Below are 19,080 nucleotides of genomic sequence, written 5' to 3'. Positions count from 1 at the left end.
TAAAGCCTTATTATCATTAACCTATCTCATTTGTTTTCATTAGGTAACCTCCATGACCCCAGATCGTTTTCAACGTATCCACCAAGTATTGGCAACGCGTCAGCCCGATCTGACGGTATGTATGGAAGAAGTCCACAAACCAAATAATGTCTCAGCGATAATCCGCACAGCTGATGCTGTCGGTGTACATAAAGTCCATGCCGTTTGGCCCAAAGAAGGGATGAAAGTATTAAGCCATACTTCGGCTGGTGCGCGTAACTGGGTTGAATTAGATACCCATGATTCTATGGTTGAAGCCGTTCAAGCATTAAAAGATCAAGGCATGCAGGTACTGGCTACCAACCTATCTGATACTGCGATTGATTTTCGTGATGTTGATTACACCAAACCAACAGCGATTATTTTAGGCGGAGAGAAAAACGGCATCACAGCTGAAGCGCTAGCGATGGCCGATCAAGATATCATCATTCCAATGGTCGGTATGGTGCAGTCATTAAATGTGTCAGTCGCAAGCGCGTTGATTTTGTACGAAGCACAACGCCAACGTCAAAATGCTGGTATGTATGAGCGTGAAAAAACCTTACTACCAGATGATGTCGTTAACCGTATTTTGTTTGAACGCGGGCATCCTGTTCTTGCTAAAGTCGCACAACAAAAGGGCTTACCTTACCCACAACTCGATGATCAAGGTCAGATTGTTGCTGATGAAGCATGGTGGGCAGCCATGCAAGCGAAGAAAATGAAAAAACGCCAACCCGCAATGGAGAATAACGAGTAATGAGCGGACAACTCCTCAATACTATTTCGCTAGCTGAACTCTCTGGCGTTGGAGCAAAAATGGCAGAGAAACTGGAAAAGATTGGGCTCCATAATGTCCAAGATTTACTGTTTCACTTACCATTGCGCTATGAGGATCGCACTCGTATTTGGCCTATCAATCGAGCCATGCCAGGGCAACACTTGACCGTTCAAGGTGAAGTCCACCATACCAGTATTACTTTTGGTAAACGTAAAATGCTGGCAGTAAAAATTGGAGACGGCACAGGCTCTGTTACGCTGCGCTTTTTTAATTTCAATGCAGCAATGAAAAATAGCTTTGCTGAAGGTAAACAAGTTAAGGCTTACGGCGAAATCAAAGGCAGTAAATTCGGTCTTGAGATCATTCATCCGGATTACCGTATTTTCTCAGAGCCAACCGAGCTTAGTGTTGAAGAAACCTTAACACCAGTATATCCAACCACTGATGGCTTACGTCAACAGACCCTGCGTAACCTAACCGACCAAGCGCTCAACTTGCTCGATAAGGCAGCGGTGACAGAACTACTGCCTGAAGGTTTATACGACCGTCAAATGACGCTTGCGCAGGCATTACGTGCGATGCATCGTCCAACCCCTGATATCTCATTAGATCAATTAGAAGCAGGTAAGCATCCTGCTCAACACCGGTTAATTTTAGAAGAATTGTTGGCGCAAAATTTATCGATGTTGGCATTGCGCAGCAAAGGACAACAACATAGTGCTTGGCCACTTGCCGCGAAAGATTCATTAAAGCAGCAACTGCTCGATAGTCTGCCGTTCACTCCAACAGGTGCGCAGCAACGTGTTGTCGCAGACATTGAAGCCGATCTTATTAAGCCGCAACCAATGATGCGTTTAGTTCAAGGAGATGTTGGCTCAGGTAAAACCTTAGTTGCCGCTCTTGCCGCCCTACGCGCCATCGAACATAGCTTTCAAGTCGCCTTAATGGCACCAACAGAGTTACTGGCAGAGCAACATGCCATCAACTTTGCCAACTGGCTTAATCCTATGGGTATTCAGGTTGGTTGGATGGCAGGTAAGTTGAAAGGCAAAGCGCGCGAAACGGAACTTGCCCGTATTGCGAGTGGTGAAGTGAAGATGGTGGTCGGCACGCATGCCTTATTCCAAGACCACGTTAAATTTGAAAATTTAGCACTCGTTATCATCGATGAACAACACCGATTTGGTGTCCATCAGCGTTTAGAGCTACGAGAAAAAGGGGCCAATGAGGGTCGCTACCCACATCAGTTAGTCATGACGGCAACCCCCATTCCACGTACTCTTGCCATGACAGCTTATGCCGATATGGATACCTCGGTCATTGATGAACTGCCCCCCGGCCGAACACCGATCCAAACTGTTGCCTTACCCGATGCCCGTCGCCCTGAAATTATCGAGCGTATTCGATCAGCTTGCGTTAATGAAGGACGCCAAGCCTATTGGGTATGTACCTTGATTGATGAATCAGAAGTGTTGGAAGCCCAAGCCGCCTCAGATACTGCCGATGAACTGACGGGTTTACTGCCTGATTTAAAAATTGGTTTAGTACACGGACGAATGAAAGCCGCAGAAAAACAAGCGGTGATGGCAAGTTTCAAAGCTGGTGAGCTGAATTTGTTAGTTGCCACAACCGTGATTGAAGTCGGAGTGGATGTACCCAATGCCAGTTTAATGGTGATTGAAAACCCTGAACGATTAGGCTTAGCGCAGCTCCACCAGCTACGTGGACGTGTCGGTCGAGGAAAAGTTGCGAGTCACTGTGTATTGCTTTATCACGCCCCCCTGTCTAAAACCGCACAAAAGCGTTTAGGGGTATTACGTCAAAGTAGTGATGGTTTTGTGATCGCCCAACGAGATTTAGAAATTCGTGGCCCAGGTGAATTATTAGGTACCAAACAAACCGGTATTGCTGAATTTAAGGTCGCCGATCTTATCCGTGACCAATACATGATCCCACAAGTGCAGAAGCTGGCTCGCTATATTCATGACAGTTACCCCGATAACGCCAAAGCCATCATTGATCGCTGGCTAGGACAACGAGAAAACTACTCAAACGCTTAGTTATTGGTAAAGTACAAATACAACAAAGCCCACATTACCGCGCGGTAATGTGGGCTTTTCATTTGCTGACTTACTTCATTTTATGTAGTGGTAACGTCACTTCAACGCGTAAACCACCTTCGCTGCGGTTACGCACTAAAATAACACCATCATGCTGATCAACAATACGCTTCACAATCGCAAGTCCTAACCCTGTCCCTTCCGCTTCACTACCGCGAGCGGAATCACCACGCGTAAGGGGTTGGAACATCTTAGTGACCTGATCAGGCGCAATACCCGGCCCATCGTCTTCAACACAGAACCATACCGATTTACGATCAGCAGAAGCCCCACTCGAGATCTTCACCCAACCCTTACCATAGCGCTGCGCGTTCACCACAAGATTGGCTACCGCACGTTTAAGCGCAACTGCGTTTGCTGACACCGAACCTGGGATCTCACCGAGTTGCTGATCAATTGTTTTACCGTAACTGCCTTCAGTATGCGCAACATCAATCAACAAGGTATTCAGGTCGATATCTTCTTCTTCCTGCTTCTTGGTCGATTTTAGATAATCCATAAACTGACTAATGATCGCGTTACACTCTTCGGTATCAGTGATCATCGATTCCGCTAAATAACTATCTTCAGGTGACATCATTTCTGTAGCCAGACGAATACGGGTTAATGGTGTACGTAAGTCGTGGCTGACGCCTGCCATTAACAGTGCGCGATCGTCTTCTAGCTGTTTAATGCCCTGTGACATCTGATTGAAGGCTTTGGTGACTGAGCGAATTTCAGAGGCACCTTGCTCAGGAAGTTGTGGCGGCGTTTCACCACGTCCCACCATAAGTGCAGCCTGTTCCAATTCCATTAATGGACGGTTTTGGATCCGAATGAATAACCAGCCGCCAGCAATCACAAGAAAGGCAATGATCAGGCTATAGCGAAATAGCGGCGCAAAGTCTTCTTCTTGCAGCTCGGATAACGGGACCCGCATTAAGAAATTTGGCATCGCATCGGTTTTTAGCCACAGCACATAACTGTCAGCACCGAGCAATAAACGCACATCGGTTGGCGAACCAAGATCTTTGGTCATCTGCTCACTGAGATAACCGATATGCATCGCATCATGGAAAGGTTTGGCCGCTTCACTACCAGGCGCGACTAAGGTGAGACCTAACTCTTCTAATAGTTTACGACGAAGAGGACGGTCAAGGTGTACACATTGATCATCCGGCATCACCAATTCATCGTTAAGCATCAATTTTACTTCATAAGATAAAATGCGGTTGAATTGCTGAATACTGGGTAATAAGGCGTAATTAACTATGGTCAGATACGAAAAAATCTGGCTTGCGATAAGCAAGCCAGCTAATAGGATTAACGTTCGACCAAATGTGCTTTTTGGCGATAAACGCATGGCTTACGCCTCGCGACCATCAGGAACGAAGACGTAACCTAAACCCCACACTGTTTGGATATAACGTGGACGGCTTGGATCTTCTTCAACCATACGACGTAAACGTGAGATTTGTACGTCGATAGAACGCTCCATTGCAGAATACTCACGACCACGCGCCATATTCATCAACTTATCACGTGACATCGGCTCACGGGCATTAGTAACCAATGCTTTTAATACCGCAAACTCACCAGACGTTAATGGCATAGGAACATCGCCACGGAACATTTCACGGGTACCTAAGTTTAAACGGAATTCGCCAAATTCAATCATCTTACTATCAACACTAGGTGCGCCCGGTGCTTCAATTGTTTGACGACGTAGTACCGCACGAATACGCGCTAACAGCTCTCGTGGGTTAAACGGTTTAGGCAGATAATCATCAGCGCCCACTTCAAGACCAACAATGCGATCAACCTCATCACCTTTTGCTGTTAGCATCAAAATAGGTAACATGTTATTGGCATTACGTAAGCGACGACAAATTGATAAGCCATCTTCACCTGGTAGCATTAAATCTAACACCATTAGATGAAACGTTTCGCGGGCTAATAGACGATCCATTTGCTCGCCATTTGCCACACTTCGAACCTGAAATCCTTGCTCAGATAAATAACGTTCTAATAGCGCGCGTAAGCGCATGTCATCATCAACAACCAGAATTTTGTAATTTTCTTGCATAATCCACCTTCAGCGGTCGAGGTCTTGAGCTTTTGCCGTAGTGTACGTCAGCTCACTAAACAGACTCAGAATTTCCTGCGTTTTTTTCAGGCAAATATGTAACAGAGTATGTATATTCGTTTTATGCGCCAGATAAGCGCCTGAGTCAATTAAGTAATTATAAAAAAGCTAAAATGAAGTGAAAACTAGGGTTGCACTCTGTTTTATCTTAGTGAAAAGACACCTGCTCTCTGTTATATCTCATCTTTAATTTCTACATAATTTGAAACTTACCGCGACAATTTATTATTGCGCTTATTGACCCATCCGTCTAAGCGTTAGATCATCGCCCCATTCCTCGTTCACGTCATGTTATAAGGATAGCTATGAGAACCAACCTGGTGACGCGTGAAGGTTACAATAAATTAAAAAAAGAACTTGATTTCCTATGGCGTGAAGATCGCCCTGAAGTGACCAAGAAAGTCACTTGGGCTGCCAGTCTGGGTGATAGATCTGAAAATGCCGACTACCAATACAATAAAAAACGCTTGCGTGAAATTGACCGTCGCGTCCGCTTTCTACGTAAACGCTTAGATGTATTAAAGGTGATTGATTACTCCCCGCAACAAGATGGCAAAGTCTTCTTTGGTGCTTGGGTGGAAATTGAAAATGAAGCGGGAGAAACAAAGACCTTTCGCATCGTTGGTCCTGACGAAATTTATGGCAGAAACGACTATATCTCAATTGATTCTCCCATGGCGCGGGCACTACTCAGCAAAGAAGTCGATGATGATATTGTCGTTACCACTCCGCTTGGCAAGAAAGAATGGTTTATCAATGAAATTCGCTACGACACCGACATTGAGTAATTAAATCATCATTACTGCATACGATAGAAGCCGTTCGTTATGTACACGGCTTCTTTTCCGATCTTTTTTCTGCTCACTGACACACTCTTAACATCGGTAAACTTGCCACTCTCATCGGGAGACGTAGAATGTAAGCTTAACGATAAACAAGAGATACCTACGGATGAGCAACTCTATCAATCAGCTGATTGCCAGCGAACTGAATGTTCGAAATGAACAAATCAATGCAGCAGTCACACTGCTCGATGATGGTAACACCGTGCCTTTTATTGCCCGTTACCGTAAAGAAGTCACTGGCGGCTTGGATGATACCCAACTTCGTAATTTAGAATCACGTTTAGGCTACTTACGTGAGCTCGATGATCGTCGTCAGGTCATTTTAAAATCGATTACTGAGCAAGGTAAATTGACCCCTGCGCTAGAGGCTGAAATCAAGACAGCAGACAGTAAGACCCGTCTTGAAGATCTTTACTTGCCTTACAAGCCTAAGCGCCGCACTAAAGGTCAAATTGCCATTGAAGCCGGTATTGAGCCTTTAGCTGATCTGCTTTGGAGCCAACCAGACAACACTCCTGAGCAAGCAGCTGAACAATTTTTGAATCCAGAGCAAGGCTTTGCTGATACCAAAGCAGTACTGGATGGCGCTCGCGCAATCTTAATGGAGCGCTTTGCTGAAGATGCAACCTTGCTTGATAAAATCCGTCGCCAGTTAAACGGTCAAGCAGAACTGACTTCACGTCTTGTCGATGGCAAAGAGCACGATGGTGCGAAATTTAAAGATTACTTTGAATATAACGAGCCATTAAAAACCATTCCATCTCACCGCGCACTCGCGCTATTTCGTGGGCGTAATGAAGGCTTCCTACAATTAGCATTGAATGCTGATCCCAACCAAGATGAAGGCGTGCGAGGCTCTTACTGTGAAGTGATTATTGCCGATCACTACGGCGTAAAACTGGGCTCGGCACCAGCTGATGCATGGCGTAAGCAAGTGATAAGTTGGGCATGGCGCATTAAGATTTTAATGCACATGGAAACCGAACTGATGAGCGCACTGCGTGAAAAAGCCGAAGATGGCGCGATGCAAGTGTTCGCCGACAACCTGAAAGATTTGCTAATGGCTGCCCCTGCCGGTCCTCGCGTCACACTAGCACTCGATCCTGGTTTACGAACAGGGAGTAAGATTGCAGTGGTTGATGAAACCGGCAAGTTACTCGATACTGCCACCATCTACCCGCACCAACCCCACAACAAAATTGCAGAATCAAGCAAAGTTGTTTTAGCCTTAATCAACAAGCATAACGTTAACTTAATTGCGATTGGTAATGGTACTGCTTCACGTGAAACAGATGCGTTTGTTGCCAAACTACTTAAAGATAATAATCTAAAAGTACAAAGCGTAATGGTGAGTGAAGCCGGTGCATCGGTATACTCTGCATCAGAGCTTGCTGCAAATGAATTCCCAAACCTAGATGTTTCTATCCGTGGCGCGGTGTCTATTGGTCGTCGCCTGCAAGACCCATTAGCAGAGTTAGTAAAAATTGATCCGAAATCTATCGGTGTAGGTCAATACCAACACGATGTTAGCCAAAGCATGTTAGCGAAACGCCTCGATGCTGTCGTAGAAGACTGTGTAAACGCCGTGGGTGTGGATGTCAATACTGCATCTGCTGCACTACTGACACGCGTGGCAGGTTTGAACGCCACCATCGCACAAAACATCGTGAACTACCGTGATGAAAATGGTCGCTTTGATGCGCGTACAGCCCTGAAAAAAGTCGGCCGTTTAGGGCCAAAAGCCTTTGAGCAGTGCGCTGGATTCTTACGGATAATGAACGGTAAAAACCCACTTGATAGCTCTGCAGTTCACCCAGAATCTTATGCGGTAGTTAAAGCTATTTCGGCTGCTAATAATAAACCGGTTGATGCGATCATAGGTAACACCGATTTCCTACGTAGCTTAAAAGCCGCTGATTACACCGATGCTGATTTCGGCTTACCAACGGTAACCGACATCATTAGCGAGCTGGATAAACCTGGTCGAGATCCTCGTCCTGAGTTTAAAACAGCCACCTTTGCCGAAGGCGTTAATGAAGTAAAAGATCTGATCCCTGGCATGGTATTAGAAGGCGTGATCACTAACGTGACTAACTTCGGTGCTTTTGTTGATGTCGGCGTACACCAAGATGGTTTAGTCCATATCTCCGCCCTGTCTGATAAGTTCGTTTCAGATCCGCGCGAAGTGGTAAAAGCCGGTGATATCGTCAAAGTGAAAGTGATGGAAGTGGATTTACAGCGTAAGCGTATTGGTATGTCGATGCGTCTGTCTGATGAGCCAGGACAAGAGAAGCCGACTCGTCAACCTCGCGATAATTCAGCACGTCCTGCACGAAGTCAACCTCGTCAACGTGATAACGGTAATGCCGCAATGGGTGGTGCGTTTGCAGCAGCCTTTGCTAATGCCAAGAAAAAATAAGCTAACGTCTTATTAGGTTAAACAAAAAGCCAGACGAGATGTCTGGCTTTCTTTTATCTACTAGAAATCAAATCACTTGTAGATATTCTGTTGGCGGGTTTGGCACACTGGCTTGTGCATACTTAAATGCCACCACCCCTTTAGTCCGCTCGTTTTGATTAATTTTATCTAATTGCTCAAGTAATTCTCGCGGTAATTTAATGTGCATGCTGTAACCCAGTGCACTGTCTTTCTCAAGATAATTACTGGCAGATAGCAGATCAACAAGACGGGCAATATCCTCTTGATAACCTTTTAAAATTTCATCATCTTGCTTATCATAATCCGGATGTTCACTCGGATCCCAACTTGGTTTTTTTAGCTGTTTCTCTTCACTGGTTATTGGCTTTTCATCTGCCGCCGCACTACTTGCAGTTAACGGGACAATTTTTTCTCGCACTCGGTTATCTCGCGCAACTTGATCGGTTGGCGGATTGACCGTTGTGGCTAATGGCACACCACCAGCTTGTAGAGGAGAAATATTCATACCGAAAACAAATTCACCATGTGCAAAGTAAACAAACCCAAGTGGTTACTATTTAATCATAACGGTAATTTTTAAGATACAACAGCATCTTCAGCAATAAACTGCCGCACTGCAGCGATAAATTCATCAGGATGTGAAATAAACGGTGCATGAGATGCAGACTGAAAAACATAACTCAATGACTGTGGGCAGAGCTTGCTAATCGCGGCTTCTGTTTTAACGGGTACCAAGCCATCTAAGCGGCCATACATTCGTAGCCAAGGTTGAGTGAGCAATGACAGTTCTGCTCGCTGATCAACGGTTTCAAGTAACATTAACCCCAGCGCCAAGGCTGAGGGTTGTGGCGTCGGCCGTTCAAGTACGGCTTGCTTTAAATTCTTTATATCCTGTCGGGCTGTCGGGCTGCCCATCGCTTGTAACGCTAAGAATCGCTCTACCGTTAAGTTAAAATCAGAGGCGAGCTGTGATTGAAAATTCCTGAGTACATCCGGTTTGATCCCTCGCCATTTTTCTCGCGCCATAAAACTTGGCGAACTGGCTAAAGTCATTAATTGTGTTACACGCTCAGGTGCAAGTAATGCCGCTTGCGTTGCCACTAGACCACCCAGTGACCAGCCTAACCACGCTGCTTTCTGAGGGGCGCGCGCTAATACCGCTTGCGTGATCTCGACCAAGGACTCCGCAGTAACATCACCGCTATAACCGTAACCCGGTAAATCACACCAATGCACAGTAAAATGCTCAGCGAGGGCTGGGATCACATCTTGCCATACCGCACCATTCATTCCCCAGCCATGAATGAGAACCAGATCCGAGCCTTGACCTTTACTGTGCCAATCAAGCATTACCGCCATTACACTTCCTTATTCGGTTTTTTGAGGTTTTGTTTATGATGCCAAAAAACACAACGGCTTGGCTATCTCACACCTGCCGTAAACTATTATTTCGCCACTGTAGCTTATGTCAGTTACCACTCGAACCCAATGATGATTATTGGTGTCATTATTGTCTTTCTCAATTTCCATCCCCGCCTTACTGCCAACGATGTGGTACAACGACTTTAAACGCTGAACAATATTGTGGGCAGTGTTTGACGACTCCGCCACCTTGGCAACGATTGTATCGTTTAGGTGAGTACCAACCGCCTCTACAGCAATTAGTTAGCCAATTTAAATTTGGGAAAAAGTTCTGGCTTGCAAAACCATTAGCCAAACAATTAGCAAAACAAATTACCGACCCCGCCCCTTTATTGCTTCCTGTTCCGTTGCACCGCTGGCGTTATTGGCAACGAGGATTTAACCAAAGTCATTACTTAGCGTTAGCCTTAGCTCGTGAACTTAGTACCCAAGTTGATCACAATGTATTGGTGAGGACTCGCCATACTCAAGCACAAAAATCCCTGACAAAAAAACAACGTAAAACTAATTTAGCCAATGCCTTTGCTATTAAAGACTGTGCGCTTCCGCAGCATGTGGCCTTGGTTGATGATGTCGTTACAACTGGAACAACCGTGGCATTATTAACCAAAAGACTCCACCAGCAAGGCGTAAAGCGCGTTGATATAATTACGATTTGTCATACCGAAAAACCCGTATAGTCATCACTTATAACAAAAAAGTCGCGCATTATGATGTAAAACGTGGTGAAATTAAAAATGCTAATATTAGGGATGATAGAACGTCTCTCTAAGAGTAGAATAGAGAAAACTCACTAAATAGGTCAGGTATTACGTCGTGTCAATGATCACTATTACTGAAAGCGCTCAGCAGCACTTCGGCAAGCTTCTTGCCCAGCAGCCTGAGGGTACTAATATCCGTGTTTTTGTTGTTAACCCAGGCACTCAAAGTGCTGAGTGTGGTGTATCCTACTGCCCACCTGAAGCGGTTGAAGCAAGCGACACCGAAATCAAACTAGAGCTATTTTCTGCTTTTCTTGATGAGCTAAGCCTGCCATTTTTAGAAGATGCTGAAATTGATTTTGTTACTGACAAAATGGGCTCACAACTTACACTTAAAGCACCGAATGCAAAAGTGCGTAAAGTGTCTGATGATGCACCATTGATGGAGCGTGTTGATTACGTTATCCAAACCCAAGTTAACCCACAACTTGCCGGTCATGGTGGTCACGTTTCTTTATCAGAAATCACTGAAGATGGCGTTGCTATCTTACAGTTCGGTGGTGGCTGTAATGGTTGTTCAATGGTTGATGTCACACTGAAAGAAGGCATCGAAAAAGAGCTACTCGCACAGTTTGAAGGTGAGCTAACTGGCGTTCGTGATATTACCGATCACGCACGTGGTGAGCATTCATACTACTAATTTTTAGTATGAACGGAAAATCAAAAAGCCGCATATAAGATGCGGCTTTTTCGTTTTGAAACCAAGATGCTCGTTATAATACGGTGAGAGTGACTCTCTTTCGTCCCCAGCGTTTTGCGGCACGAATGTCTTTCCCCATGTAAATATCAATCTTATTACGCCAACGGGGATTCATTTTATCCAGCACAACATATTCACCGGGCAAACCTGATATTTTAACCTTTACACCTCGTTTTAATCCTTTTTTCAACAAATCCCGTGAAACGGCAATTACTTTCATCCCTGGTTTTAACCTATCTCCCCATGCAGCAATGTTAGGGTGTGAGCTTGTCTGCGCCCTAACAGAATTATACGCTGTCGCTGTCACATGCATTTTTTTATGGGTAGTAGCAAAGCTATTTACGCTAAACACCAATGCAATAGTCAGTAAGAAATAAGCAAGAATATTCTTTTTCATATCCAACACCCGGCTAAAAAATGCTCGCATTTTAACCAAAACAACATCAGGTTTGATAGCTTTTTTTGCTCAAAATTAATACAAAATGTATATTTTAAATCTAACTTACTGTTTTAATGCAGGAGATAAGAAAATATTTTTTTTCCACTGGTAACCGAAAATAACCGCTAATGTCACACCACGTAATGCCATAAAACCTAACATCGCCGCCCATAATGCATGGTTGCCATAGCTATCCATTAACCACCAAATGGCAAAAAAGCCACTGGTTGCAACAAACATACTGTTGCGCATAACTCGCCCTTGCGTCGCGCCAACAAAGACGCCATCCAGTAAAAAACACCACATAGCGACTAATGGTACTGCAGCAAGCCAAGGCAAATAAATATCAGCTTCAGCTTGAACCGCGGGAAGATCGGAGATCAAACTTACTATGCGCTCACCACCTAAAGAAAATGCCAATGTAAGCGCAACAGATATTATAAAACTCCAAAATGTAGTGTTAATTAAATAACGTCCTAACTGATCACGATTGTTCGCACCAACGGCTTTTCCTACTAATGCTTCCATCGCATAAGCAAAACCGTCCATGGCATAAGACACCAACATTAAAAAGCTCATTAACACAGCGTTTGCCGCGACTACATTATCGCCTAGTGTTGCACCTTGGAAAGTCATAAAGGTAAACGTCGCTTGTAAGCACAAGCTCCGTAAAAAGATATCTCGGTTTAATTTAAGTAGTCGCCCCATACCATGTCGCGCAGCCATAATTTTTTCTTTTAACGGCGGCAAACCTAACGCTAACCATTGACGAGAAACAAACCATAACCCTAATAACATACCACTATAATCAGCTAGTACCGACGCAGAAGCAGCACCTTGAACTTTCCAGCCAAAGCCTAATACAAACAGAACATCCAAAAGAATATTAACAAGGTTAGTGATGATCAAAAGCCACATTGGCAACTTGGCATTTTGCGCCCCAAGTAACCAGCCCATGATGACAAAGTTTGCTAAAGCGGCAGGCGCTCCCCAAATACGGATTGAAAAGTATTGCTCTGCGTAAACTTTCACTTCATTACTAGCATCACTGAAATGGAAAATAGCACTGCTGACAGGTTGGTGTAAGGCAATAAGAATAAACGCGAGTAACCATGCCAACGCGATACCTTGAACAAAAATAGCCGCTTGCCCATGTTTATCTTCTCGGCCAAAAGCTTGCGCCGTAATCCCTGTGGTTGCCATGCGTAAGAAACCCAACAACCAGAATGTAACGTTGATCATGGTACCGCCAACCGCGACGCCACCGAGATACCACGACTTATCAAGGTGTCCGATCACAGCAGCATCCACCAGCCCGAGTAACGGTACTGTAATGTTTGAAAGTACCATTGGCAGGGCTAATGCAAACACCTGATAATGTAATGATTTGTCTTTTAATGCTGCTAGCACGTACTACCTCTGCCGCGATAATTTTTGTTATATAGCAGAGCAGTTTAACCAGTTGATTATGGCGACAAAAGTCTTATTGATTAAAGCGTATAAGATCTGTCGTTCATCGGAGAGACTAACCATACCAAGGTAGTCACCAATGATAGGTAAGAAGTACTACAAATAAAGCCAATAAATGCCCACTAATGCGGTCAGTAATAACATGGCGACGACTTTTGGTTTCGTCATCGTAAGGTAATCACGCCAAACCGCTATCGCTGGCGAACGAACTCGACTGGAATGAAGCCGTTGTGATTTATCCATGCGTAGCGCTCTCCGATGCAAAAGACTCTACCTCTAATGGGGAGCGGCAATTGCATATCAGGCGATAACAGGTGGTGACAACGGTAAGTAGTAAGATTAATCCAACTACATTGTGCGCAACGGCAATCAGTAACGGCAAGTTAGCAAGCACATTGGTAATGCCTAATATTATTTGTATCGCTAATCCCCCTATCATCGCAATGCTATAGCGACGTAAGGGCGGTTTAAGCCACAGCAACCCAGCCAACACCAACACCAAAACCGCTGTGATAATTGCACCAATACGATGAGTAACATGAATAGAGACCCTTTGGGCATAATCTAAAACGCCATATTCATAGCTACTGTGTTGAGGTTGAATCAATTCAAACGCGCGAGGATCAAATATTCCCTGCCAATCCCCTTCGCATATCGGTAATTGTGTGCATACAACAGCGGCATAATTAGCCGCTGTCCAGCCTCCTAATGCAATTTGGCTTATCACAACAACTAAAGCTGCAATTGCTGCGCTTTTGAGTACCGTTAAATATCGATGTGATAATGATAAATGGGGTTTAAAACCCTCTTGATAGAAAAGGGGGTTAGGTTGAATCCGCAAACGTAGTAGCCACAATAACGATACAATAGTAAAACCGCCTAACAAATGCGCCATCACCACAACAGGCATAAGTTGCATGGTAACCGTCCACATTCCAAGTAACGCTTGAAAAGAAACCACACCCAATAACAAACTGGGTAACAATTTAGGCCGTCCACTTCGGCTCCATGCCATAACAGCAATCATTACCACCAAAAGACCTAGCGAGCCTGCAATATAGCGATGTACCATTTCATTCCATGCTTTTACTGGTTCAACGGGCGAGTCAGGGTAAATCGTTTGTGCTGCTTGTAATTGTGATTCCGTTTGCGGTACTGACATGAACCCATAACAGCCAGGCCAATCGGGACACCCTAAACCCGCATCCGTTAACCGCGTATAAGCCCCCATCCCAACCACAATCAAAGAGAGAAAAAAGGCAGCGGTGACTAAAAAGTAGAACGGTTTATCTTTTTGCGTTTTATGCATAATCAACCCCACTATTTATGACATTTAGCCAATTTTTGATACTTTTAGCAGCCTTTTTAAATCACGTAAGATGTCTTTACCTTGTGCTAAAATGGCCTGTGGTTCAGCCTCTAGCGGATAGGCCATCATCACATTGCCATGAGGATCGGCTAGGTATACTGCATTGAGTCCATATTGAGATGGCGCAAATTGCTCATATTCTGCTGTGTTGCTGCGATAGCGTTGCAGATTTTCAACATCAACGGGAACGACGGTTGTTGGTTCAACGGGGGCGAGCAGCAAAACACTTCTCACCCGATCTTGATAAGCCCCAACAGCAAGAGGCATTTGCTTTAAGTGAAATAATGCACCTTCACAACGGCTATCACATTGTTGAGGCAACCAATAAATAAGTTGCCACTTTCCAGACGCAAGCCAATTTGCCGTCAACGGTGGAGTTAATAATTGACCTTTATTGGTGACACCACCGCTATACCACTGTTGGGTTAAGATTAATTTCGCTAGGATGATAGGCAGTAAAAACATCACACCTAATAACATTAAAACCTGATATTTTTTCATTCCTTATTCCCTCTTATATAGCCACCACCCAGCCATCCCTAATACCGCAAAGGCTAAAACAAACCACTGCGTGGCGTAGCCATAATGCTTATCTGCTTTCATCACGATAGGGGTCCAATTTTGTTTAAGCGCGAGAGGATTCGTAGCTGCAATTTGAACCACCCATTGCGGTAGAGCGCGATTTAATTGTTGTGACAGCCATGCCGGTTCAATATTTTGTACCCGTAACGGCCAACTCACGGCAGATGATTCTGGTTTGAGTTGTAATAATGAGGTGGTTGGTGCAATTAGACCGGTAATGACTTTTTCGCCACTAAATTGTGGTAACACGGGATATAACTCACGATAAGGAGGCGCGGCAATCCAGCCCAGATTGACCAATATCCATTGACCTTGGCTAAGGAAAGGGAGATAAAAATGGTAGCCTGCTTGACCATTATTTAGTTGGTTATCAAGTAAGATCGGATGCTGATTATCAAACACGCCAGTAAGCGCCACATTATGCCAAACGGGCGTACTGGGTAATTGCGTAATATCAGAGATAGGTTCGGTCTGAATCGTTTCTTCGACTCGCTGCTGTAATTGAAGCTTTTCAGCTGCTCGGCTTAATTGCCAAAAGCCTAATCGCCCTAACATACACACCACGATGAAAGTAAAAATAACAAAAGCAACTTTTCGCATCGATGTTTCCTCCATCCCTATTGGTTGAAAACAGCTATCCTTAAATAAGCGCTTAATGTGTTATCACCCCTATTCAATCAGAGGCTTTCGATGTTGATAAAAATACTGCTTATCGGCTTATTACTGGTGATCATCGTCAATCTTTTTAAAGCCCTCCCAATCATGTTAAAAGGTCAATCATCACGCCCAATGTCGCATTACTTAGGCTGGCGTATTGGCTTATCTGTCGTTGTTTTTAGCCTGATTGTGATTGCTTTATTAACTGGGGTTATCACCCCCAACCCTCGCCCGTATTAATCTTGTATCTTCAAAATAAACACTAAAGAATATAAACAAACAGAAATAAACCTAACCACACCACATCAACAAAGTGCCAATACCAAGCGCCTGCTTGAAATGCAAAATGATGTTCAGGCGTAAAGTGCCCTTTTAAAATTCGACACCACACAATAAACAAGATAATCGCACCAAGCGTGACATGAACGCCATGAAACCCAGTTAACATAAAGAAGGTATTACCATAAATCCCTGCATCTAATCGTAGGTTCATGTCTTCATAAGCATGGACATATTCAACACCTTGTAAGTACACAAACACCGCGCCTAGTAATACTGTAAGCAACAGTAGCAACTTCAATCGAGGACGATTATTTTGCTCTAATGCAGTATGAGCAAAATGTAATGTCACCGATGATGTCAGTAATAAAATGGTGTTATAAAGCGGCAAACCTATTGGCCCCATCGCTTGGGTTTCGGTGCCATCTGGCGTTTTTTCCAATGGCCACATGGCGACAAAGTCCGGCCACAACACCGCATTGGTCATGACATTATTACTTGCACCACCCAGCCATGGCACAGCAATCATTCGGGCATAAAATAGCGCGCCAAAGAAAGCAGCGAAGAACATCACTTCTGAGAAAATAAACCAGCTCATTCCCTGACGAAACGAGCGATCCATCTGCGCACTATAAAGCCCCGCCATAGATTCTCGGATCACATCACGGAACCAACCCACTAGCATTAATAAAATTAGCCCCACACCTACCAATAAGATCCAAGGACCTTGACCGCCAAACAGATCTCCGACAGTCGCGCCAGCACCTAACGCTATAAGAAATAAAGCAATTGCCCCCACTATGGGCCATGCACTTTCATCGGGGACATAATATTTCGTTGTTGGCGGTAAGTTATCGGTTTCACTATAGGGCTTTGACATTATCCACCTCACTGTGTTGCTCAATCACAGGGTTATCCTTGTCCGTTGCAACGTTGAATAGGGTGTAAGCTAAAGTCAGTGTTTCTATCTCTTTCGGCAAGTCAGGGTCGATATAGAACACCAACGGCAATTCTGCATTTTCACCACCCTCTAAAGGCTGATGATTAAAACAAAAACATTCGATTTTATTGAAATACTTCGCCGCTACGCCCGGTGTTACCGAGGGCACAGCTTGTCCGATAGTGGCGACTTTATTTAAGTTTTTCGCATCGTATTTAATGATTTTTGTTTCACCAGGATGCACCGTGATTTGCTTTACCTGAGGCGTAAATTGCCACCTCACACCTGGATTAATGTAGGCAACAAATTCAACCGTCACTTCTCGGCTGGTATCCACTCGATCACTGGTTTCTGTGGGTGTTGTAGCTGTTTTTCCATTGATCCCCGTGATATCGCAAAACACGTCATAAAGGGGAACCAACGCAAAAGCAAAGCCAAACATCCCAACTGCTGCGGCAATTAACCCCCACAATGATCGCTGTTTTTTCGGCTCATCCATCACGCCTCCTAAGGATCAATCTTGGGCGGTGTTGAAAAGGTGTGATATGGCGCAGGTGATGCGACTGTCCACTCCAACCCTTCAGCACCTTCCCATGGTTTGGCAGGTGCTTTTTCTCCCCCTCGAATACATTTCACCAAGACCGCGATAAATATCAATTGAGAGACCCCAAACAAGAAACCACCAATACTGACCACGGCATTAATATCTGCAAATTGCAGGGCATAGTCAGGAATACGACGTGGCATACCCGCCAATCCTAAAAAATGCATTGGGAAAAATAAGATGTTGACCGAGATCAGCGAACACCAGAAGTGCCATTGCGCCAAACGCTCATCAAACATGTGTCCCGTCCACTTTGGTAACCAATAATAGGCAGCAGCCATGATCGAAAAGATAGCGCCAGTGACTAACACATAATGGAAATGGGCAACTACAAAATAGGTATCATGATATTGAAAATCAGCAGGCGTAATAGCGAGCATCAATCCAGAAAAACCGCCAATGGTAAAGAGCACAATAAACGCAATAGCAAACAACATTGGCACTTCAAAAGTTAATGATCCTCGCCACATCGTTGCCACCCAGTTAAAGACTTTCACCCCCGTAGGGACTGAAATCAACATGGTGCAATACATGAAAAATAGCTCTGCTGCGACAGGCATCCCCGTGGTGAACATGTGGTGTGCCCAGACGATAAAGCTTAACCCAGCAATGGATGCCGTGGCGTACACCATAGAGCTATAACCAAAAAGTTTCTTACGCGAAAAAGCAGGGATAATGGCAGAAATAATACCGAAACTCGGCAAAATCATAATATAAACTTCAGGGTGACCAAAGAACCAGAAGATATGTTGGAACATCACCGGATCACCACCACCCGCCGCATCAAAAAAGCTCGTACCAAAATATTTATCGGTTAATACCATAGTCACCGCGCCTGCTAAAACAGGCATAACCGCGATAAGTAAAAATGCGGTGATCAACCACGTCCAAACAAAGAGTGGCATTTTCATATACGTCATGCCCGGTGCGCGCATATTCACGATGGTCACGACAACATTAATCGCTCCCATGATCGAGCTAATTCCCATGATGTGAATGGCAAATACAAACAATCCCGTACTCGGTGGGCTATATGTTGTTGAAAGTGGTGCATAGAATGTCCAACCAAAATTAGGCCCGCCTCCTTCCATAAAAAGAGAAGCTAACAACAAGCTAAATGCAAAAGGAAGGATCCAGAAGCTCCAGTTATTCATCCTTGGTAAAGCCATATCTGGTGCCCCAATCATCATTGGGATCATCCAGTTAGCCAGTCCGGTGAAAGCTGGCATCACGGCGCCAAACACCATAATTAAGCCATGAACTGTGGTCATCTGATTAAAAAAGTTGGGCTCAACTAACTGTAAACCCGGTTGAAATAATTCAGCCCGAATAACCATCGCCATTGCGCCGCCAACAAAAAACATGGTTAAACTAAACAGCAAATATAGGGTGCCGATATCTTTGTGATTGGTAGTAAACAACCAACGCTTTAACCCTTTCGCAGGATGCGCATGATGGTCGTGTTCTGTGTCAGTACAGCCAGCAGTATCAATTTCAGCTTCTTGGCGCATTGTATCCGTCATGCTTA

19 protein-coding genes and 1 pseudogene are annotated in these 19,080 nt (G+C 44.5%); 7 read left to right on the top strand and 13 right to left on the bottom strand.

The features are described from left to right. Positions 1 to 52: 52 nt before the first annotated feature. Together trmH and recG are read left to right on the top strand one after the other, a co-directional pair. Positions 53 to 778, top strand: a complete 726-nt coding sequence (trmH, locus tag C9J40_RS12435) for a tRNA (guanosine(18)-2'-O)-methyltransferase TrmH (protein WP_107207438.1) — start codon at positions 53 to 55, stop codon at positions 776 to 778. Continuing rightward, on the top strand, positions 778 to 2,859 hold the full coding sequence (gene recG / locus C9J40_RS12430; RefSeq protein ID WP_107247049.1) for an ATP-dependent DNA helicase RecG: 2,082 nt from the start codon (positions 778 to 780) through the stop codon (positions 2,857 to 2,859). The genes trmH and recG overlap by 1 nt, the downstream gene beginning before the upstream one ends. Before the next feature lie 70 nt (positions 2,860 to 2,929). Here the strand turns inward: recG and envZ are convergent, their stop codons facing one another. Continuing rightward, the gene (gene envZ, locus C9J40_RS12425) at positions 2,930 to 4,261 is read right to left on the bottom strand and encodes a two-component system sensor histidine kinase EnvZ (RefSeq protein WP_107247047.1); all 1,332 of its coding nucleotides are present in this window, start codon (positions 4,259 to 4,261) and stop codon (positions 2,930 to 2,932) included. 3 nt (positions 4,262 to 4,264) lie between these two features. After that, entirely contained in the window at positions 4,265 to 4,984 is a 720-nt protein-coding gene (gene ompR / locus C9J40_RS12420) for a two-component system response regulator OmpR (protein ID WP_005371969.1), read from the bottom strand. A 365-nt stretch (positions 4,985 to 5,349) separates the two neighbouring features. Here ompR and greB point away from each other — a divergent pair, with 365 nt between their 5' ends. Together greB and C9J40_RS12410 are read left to right on the top strand one after the other, a co-directional pair. Then, positions 5,350 to 5,832 (top strand): transcription elongation factor GreB, encoded by a 483-nt coding sequence (gene greB, locus C9J40_RS12415; RefSeq protein WP_105061157.1) that lies wholly within the window; start codon positions 5,350 to 5,352, stop codon positions 5,830 to 5,832. A gap of 163 nt (positions 5,833 to 5,995) precedes the next feature. Continuing rightward, complete coding sequence (locus C9J40_RS12410; RefSeq protein ID WP_107247046.1) at positions 5,996 to 8,308, top strand: Tex family protein; 2,313 nt, start codon at positions 5,996 to 5,998, stop codon at positions 8,306 to 8,308. Between the two features lie 67 nt (positions 8,309 to 8,375). Here C9J40_RS12410 and C9J40_RS12405 read toward each other — a convergent pair whose 3' ends face one another. Next, the gene (locus C9J40_RS12405; protein ID WP_105061159.1) at positions 8,376 to 8,834 is read right to left on the bottom strand and encodes an ATP-dependent Lon protease; all 459 of its coding nucleotides are present in this window, start codon (positions 8,832 to 8,834) and stop codon (positions 8,376 to 8,378) included. A gap of 71 nt (positions 8,835 to 8,905) precedes the next feature. Beyond that, complete coding sequence (bioH, locus tag C9J40_RS12400) at positions 8,906 to 9,688, bottom strand: pimeloyl-ACP methyl ester esterase BioH (RefSeq protein ID WP_107247044.1); 783 nt, start codon at positions 9,686 to 9,688, stop codon at positions 8,906 to 8,908. A 35-nt stretch (positions 9,689 to 9,723) separates the two neighbouring features. On the opposite strand from bioH, the gene C9J40_RS12395 reads away from it, so the two are divergent. Beyond that, positions 9,724 to 10,431, top strand: coding sequence for a ComF family protein (locus C9J40_RS12395; protein WP_107208649.1), 708 nt, complete (start codon positions 9,724 to 9,726; stop codon positions 10,429 to 10,431). A gap of 142 nt (positions 10,432 to 10,573) precedes the next feature. Further along, a complete protein-coding gene (gene nfuA, locus C9J40_RS12390) occupies positions 10,574 to 11,152 on the top strand; it encodes a Fe-S biogenesis protein NfuA (RefSeq protein WP_005371977.1) in 579 nt (192 codons plus the stop codon). 73 nt (positions 11,153 to 11,225) lie between these two features. Here the strand turns inward: nfuA and C9J40_RS12385 are convergent, their stop codons facing one another. The 6 genes and pseudogenes from C9J40_RS12385 to C9J40_RS12360 form a co-directional block, all read right to left on the bottom strand. Beyond that, positions 11,226 to 11,609, bottom strand: a complete 384-nt coding sequence (locus tag C9J40_RS12385) for a 3D domain-containing protein (RefSeq protein WP_107208650.1) — start codon at positions 11,607 to 11,609, stop codon at positions 11,226 to 11,228. Positions 11,610 to 11,714: 105 nt separating this feature from the next. Then, on the bottom strand, positions 11,715 to 13,061 hold the full coding sequence (dinF, locus tag C9J40_RS12380; RefSeq protein ID WP_107208651.1) for an MATE family efflux transporter DinF: 1,347 nt from the start codon (positions 13,059 to 13,061) through the stop codon (positions 11,715 to 11,717). A 174-nt stretch (positions 13,062 to 13,235) separates the two neighbouring features. Beyond that, positions 13,236 to 13,364: pseudogene (locus tag C9J40_RS12375) on the bottom strand (protoheme IX farnesyltransferase); the annotation flags it as partial. Continuing rightward, positions 13,357 to 14,430, bottom strand: coding sequence for a heme A synthase (locus C9J40_RS12370; protein WP_107247042.1), 1,074 nt, complete (start codon positions 14,428 to 14,430; stop codon positions 13,357 to 13,359). The gene C9J40_RS12370 and the pseudogene C9J40_RS12375, both read right to left, overlap by 8 nt. Before the next feature lie 24 nt (positions 14,431 to 14,454). Next, entirely contained in the window at positions 14,455 to 14,991 is a 537-nt protein-coding gene (locus C9J40_RS12365; RefSeq protein WP_107208653.1) for a cytochrome oxidase, read from the bottom strand. A 3-nt stretch (positions 14,992 to 14,994) separates the two neighbouring features. Beyond that, positions 14,995 to 15,672, bottom strand: coding sequence for an SURF1 family protein (locus C9J40_RS12360; protein WP_107208654.1), 678 nt, complete (start codon positions 15,670 to 15,672; stop codon positions 14,995 to 14,997). A 90-nt stretch (positions 15,673 to 15,762) separates the two neighbouring features. Here C9J40_RS12360 and C9J40_RS12355 point away from each other — a divergent pair, with 90 nt between their 5' ends. Next, positions 15,763 to 15,969 carry a DUF2909 domain-containing protein gene (locus C9J40_RS12355; RefSeq protein WP_105061168.1) on the top strand — a complete coding sequence of 69 codons (207 nt, stop codon included), beginning with the start codon at positions 15,763 to 15,765 and terminating at the stop codon, positions 15,967 to 15,969. 22 nt (positions 15,970 to 15,991) lie between these two features. Here C9J40_RS12355 and C9J40_RS12350 read toward each other — a convergent pair whose 3' ends face one another. The 3 genes from C9J40_RS12350 to ctaD are packed head-to-tail and all read right to left on the bottom strand — an operon-like array spanning position 15,992 to position 19,075. Then, positions 15,992 to 16,888, bottom strand: a complete 897-nt coding sequence (locus C9J40_RS12350) for a cytochrome c oxidase subunit 3 (RefSeq protein ID WP_107208655.1) — start codon at positions 16,886 to 16,888, stop codon at positions 15,992 to 15,994. Then, positions 16,872 to 17,447 (bottom strand): cytochrome c oxidase assembly protein, encoded by a 576-nt coding sequence (locus C9J40_RS12345; RefSeq protein ID WP_107208656.1) that lies wholly within the window; start codon positions 17,445 to 17,447, stop codon positions 16,872 to 16,874. Before C9J40_RS12345 ends, C9J40_RS12350 begins: the two co-directional genes overlap by 17 nt. Positions 17,448 to 17,455: 8 nt before the next feature. After that, on the bottom strand, positions 17,456 to 19,075 hold the full coding sequence (ctaD, locus tag C9J40_RS12340; RefSeq protein WP_107247041.1) for a cytochrome c oxidase subunit I: 1,620 nt from the start codon (positions 19,073 to 19,075) through the stop codon (positions 17,456 to 17,458). Positions 19,076 to 19,080: the final 5 nt, after the last annotated feature.

The organism is Photobacterium sp. GB-72, from assembly GCF_003026095.1.
Lineage (GTDB): Bacteria > Pseudomonadota > Gammaproteobacteria > Enterobacterales > Vibrionaceae > Photobacterium.
This window is presented reverse-complemented; position numbering and strand designations above follow the sequence as displayed.

What these genes read in the sequence shown, in the direction of transcription:
- trmH (WP_107207438.1), top strand. Translation starts at nt 53, where the DNA reads ATGACCCCAGATCGTTTTCAACGTATCCACCAAGTATTGGCAACGCGT.
- recG (WP_107247049.1), top strand. Translation starts at nt 778, where the DNA reads ATGAGCGGACAACTCCTCAATACTATTTCGCTAGCTGAACTCTCTGGC.
- envZ (WP_107247047.1), bottom strand. Translation starts at nt 4,261, where the DNA reads ATGCGTTTATCGCCAAAAAGCACATTTGGTCGAACGTTAATCCTATTA.
- ompR (WP_005371969.1), bottom strand. Translation starts at nt 4,984, where the DNA reads ATGCAAGAAAATTACAAAATTCTGGTTGTTGATGATGACATGCGCTTA.
- greB (WP_105061157.1), top strand. Translation starts at nt 5,350, where the DNA reads ATGAGAACCAACCTGGTGACGCGTGAAGGTTACAATAAATTAAAAAAA.
- C9J40_RS12410 (WP_107247046.1), top strand. Translation starts at nt 5,996, where the DNA reads ATGAGCAACTCTATCAATCAGCTGATTGCCAGCGAACTGAATGTTCGA.
- C9J40_RS12405 (WP_105061159.1), bottom strand. Translation starts at nt 8,834, where the DNA reads ATGAATATTTCTCCTCTACAAGCTGGTGGTGTGCCATTAGCCACAACG.
- bioH (WP_107247044.1), bottom strand. Translation starts at nt 9,688, where the DNA reads ATGGCGGTAATGCTTGATTGGCACAGTAAAGGTCAAGGCTCGGATCTG.
- C9J40_RS12395 (WP_107208649.1), top strand. Translation starts at nt 9,724, where the DNA reads ATGATGCCAAAAAACACAACGGCTTGGCTATCTCACACCTGCCGTAAA.
- nfuA (WP_005371977.1), top strand. Translation starts at nt 10,574, where the DNA reads ATGATCACTATTACTGAAAGCGCTCAGCAGCACTTCGGCAAGCTTCTT.
- C9J40_RS12385 (WP_107208650.1), bottom strand. Translation starts at nt 11,609, where the DNA reads ATGAAAAAGAATATTCTTGCTTATTTCTTACTGACTATTGCATTGGTG.
- C9J40_RS12370 (WP_107247042.1), bottom strand. Translation starts at nt 14,430, where the DNA reads ATGCATAAAACGCAAAAAGATAAACCGTTCTACTTTTTAGTCACCGCT.
- C9J40_RS12365 (WP_107208653.1), bottom strand. Translation starts at nt 14,991, where the DNA reads ATGAAAAAATATCAGGTTTTAATGTTATTAGGTGTGATGTTTTTACTG.
- C9J40_RS12360 (WP_107208654.1), bottom strand. Translation starts at nt 15,672, where the DNA reads ATGCGAAAAGTTGCTTTTGTTATTTTTACTTTCATCGTGGTGTGTATG.
- C9J40_RS12355 (WP_105061168.1), top strand. Translation starts at nt 15,763, where the DNA reads ATGTTGATAAAAATACTGCTTATCGGCTTATTACTGGTGATCATCGTC.
- C9J40_RS12350 (WP_107208655.1), bottom strand. Translation starts at nt 16,888, where the DNA reads ATGTCAAAGCCCTATAGTGAAACCGATAACTTACCGCCAACAACGAAA.
- C9J40_RS12345 (WP_107208656.1), bottom strand. Translation starts at nt 17,447, where the DNA reads ATGGATGAGCCGAAAAAACAGCGATCATTGTGGGGGTTAATTGCCGCA.
- ctaD (WP_107247041.1), bottom strand. Translation starts at nt 19,075, where the DNA reads ATGACGGATACAATGCGCCAAGAAGCTGAAATTGATACTGCTGGCTGT.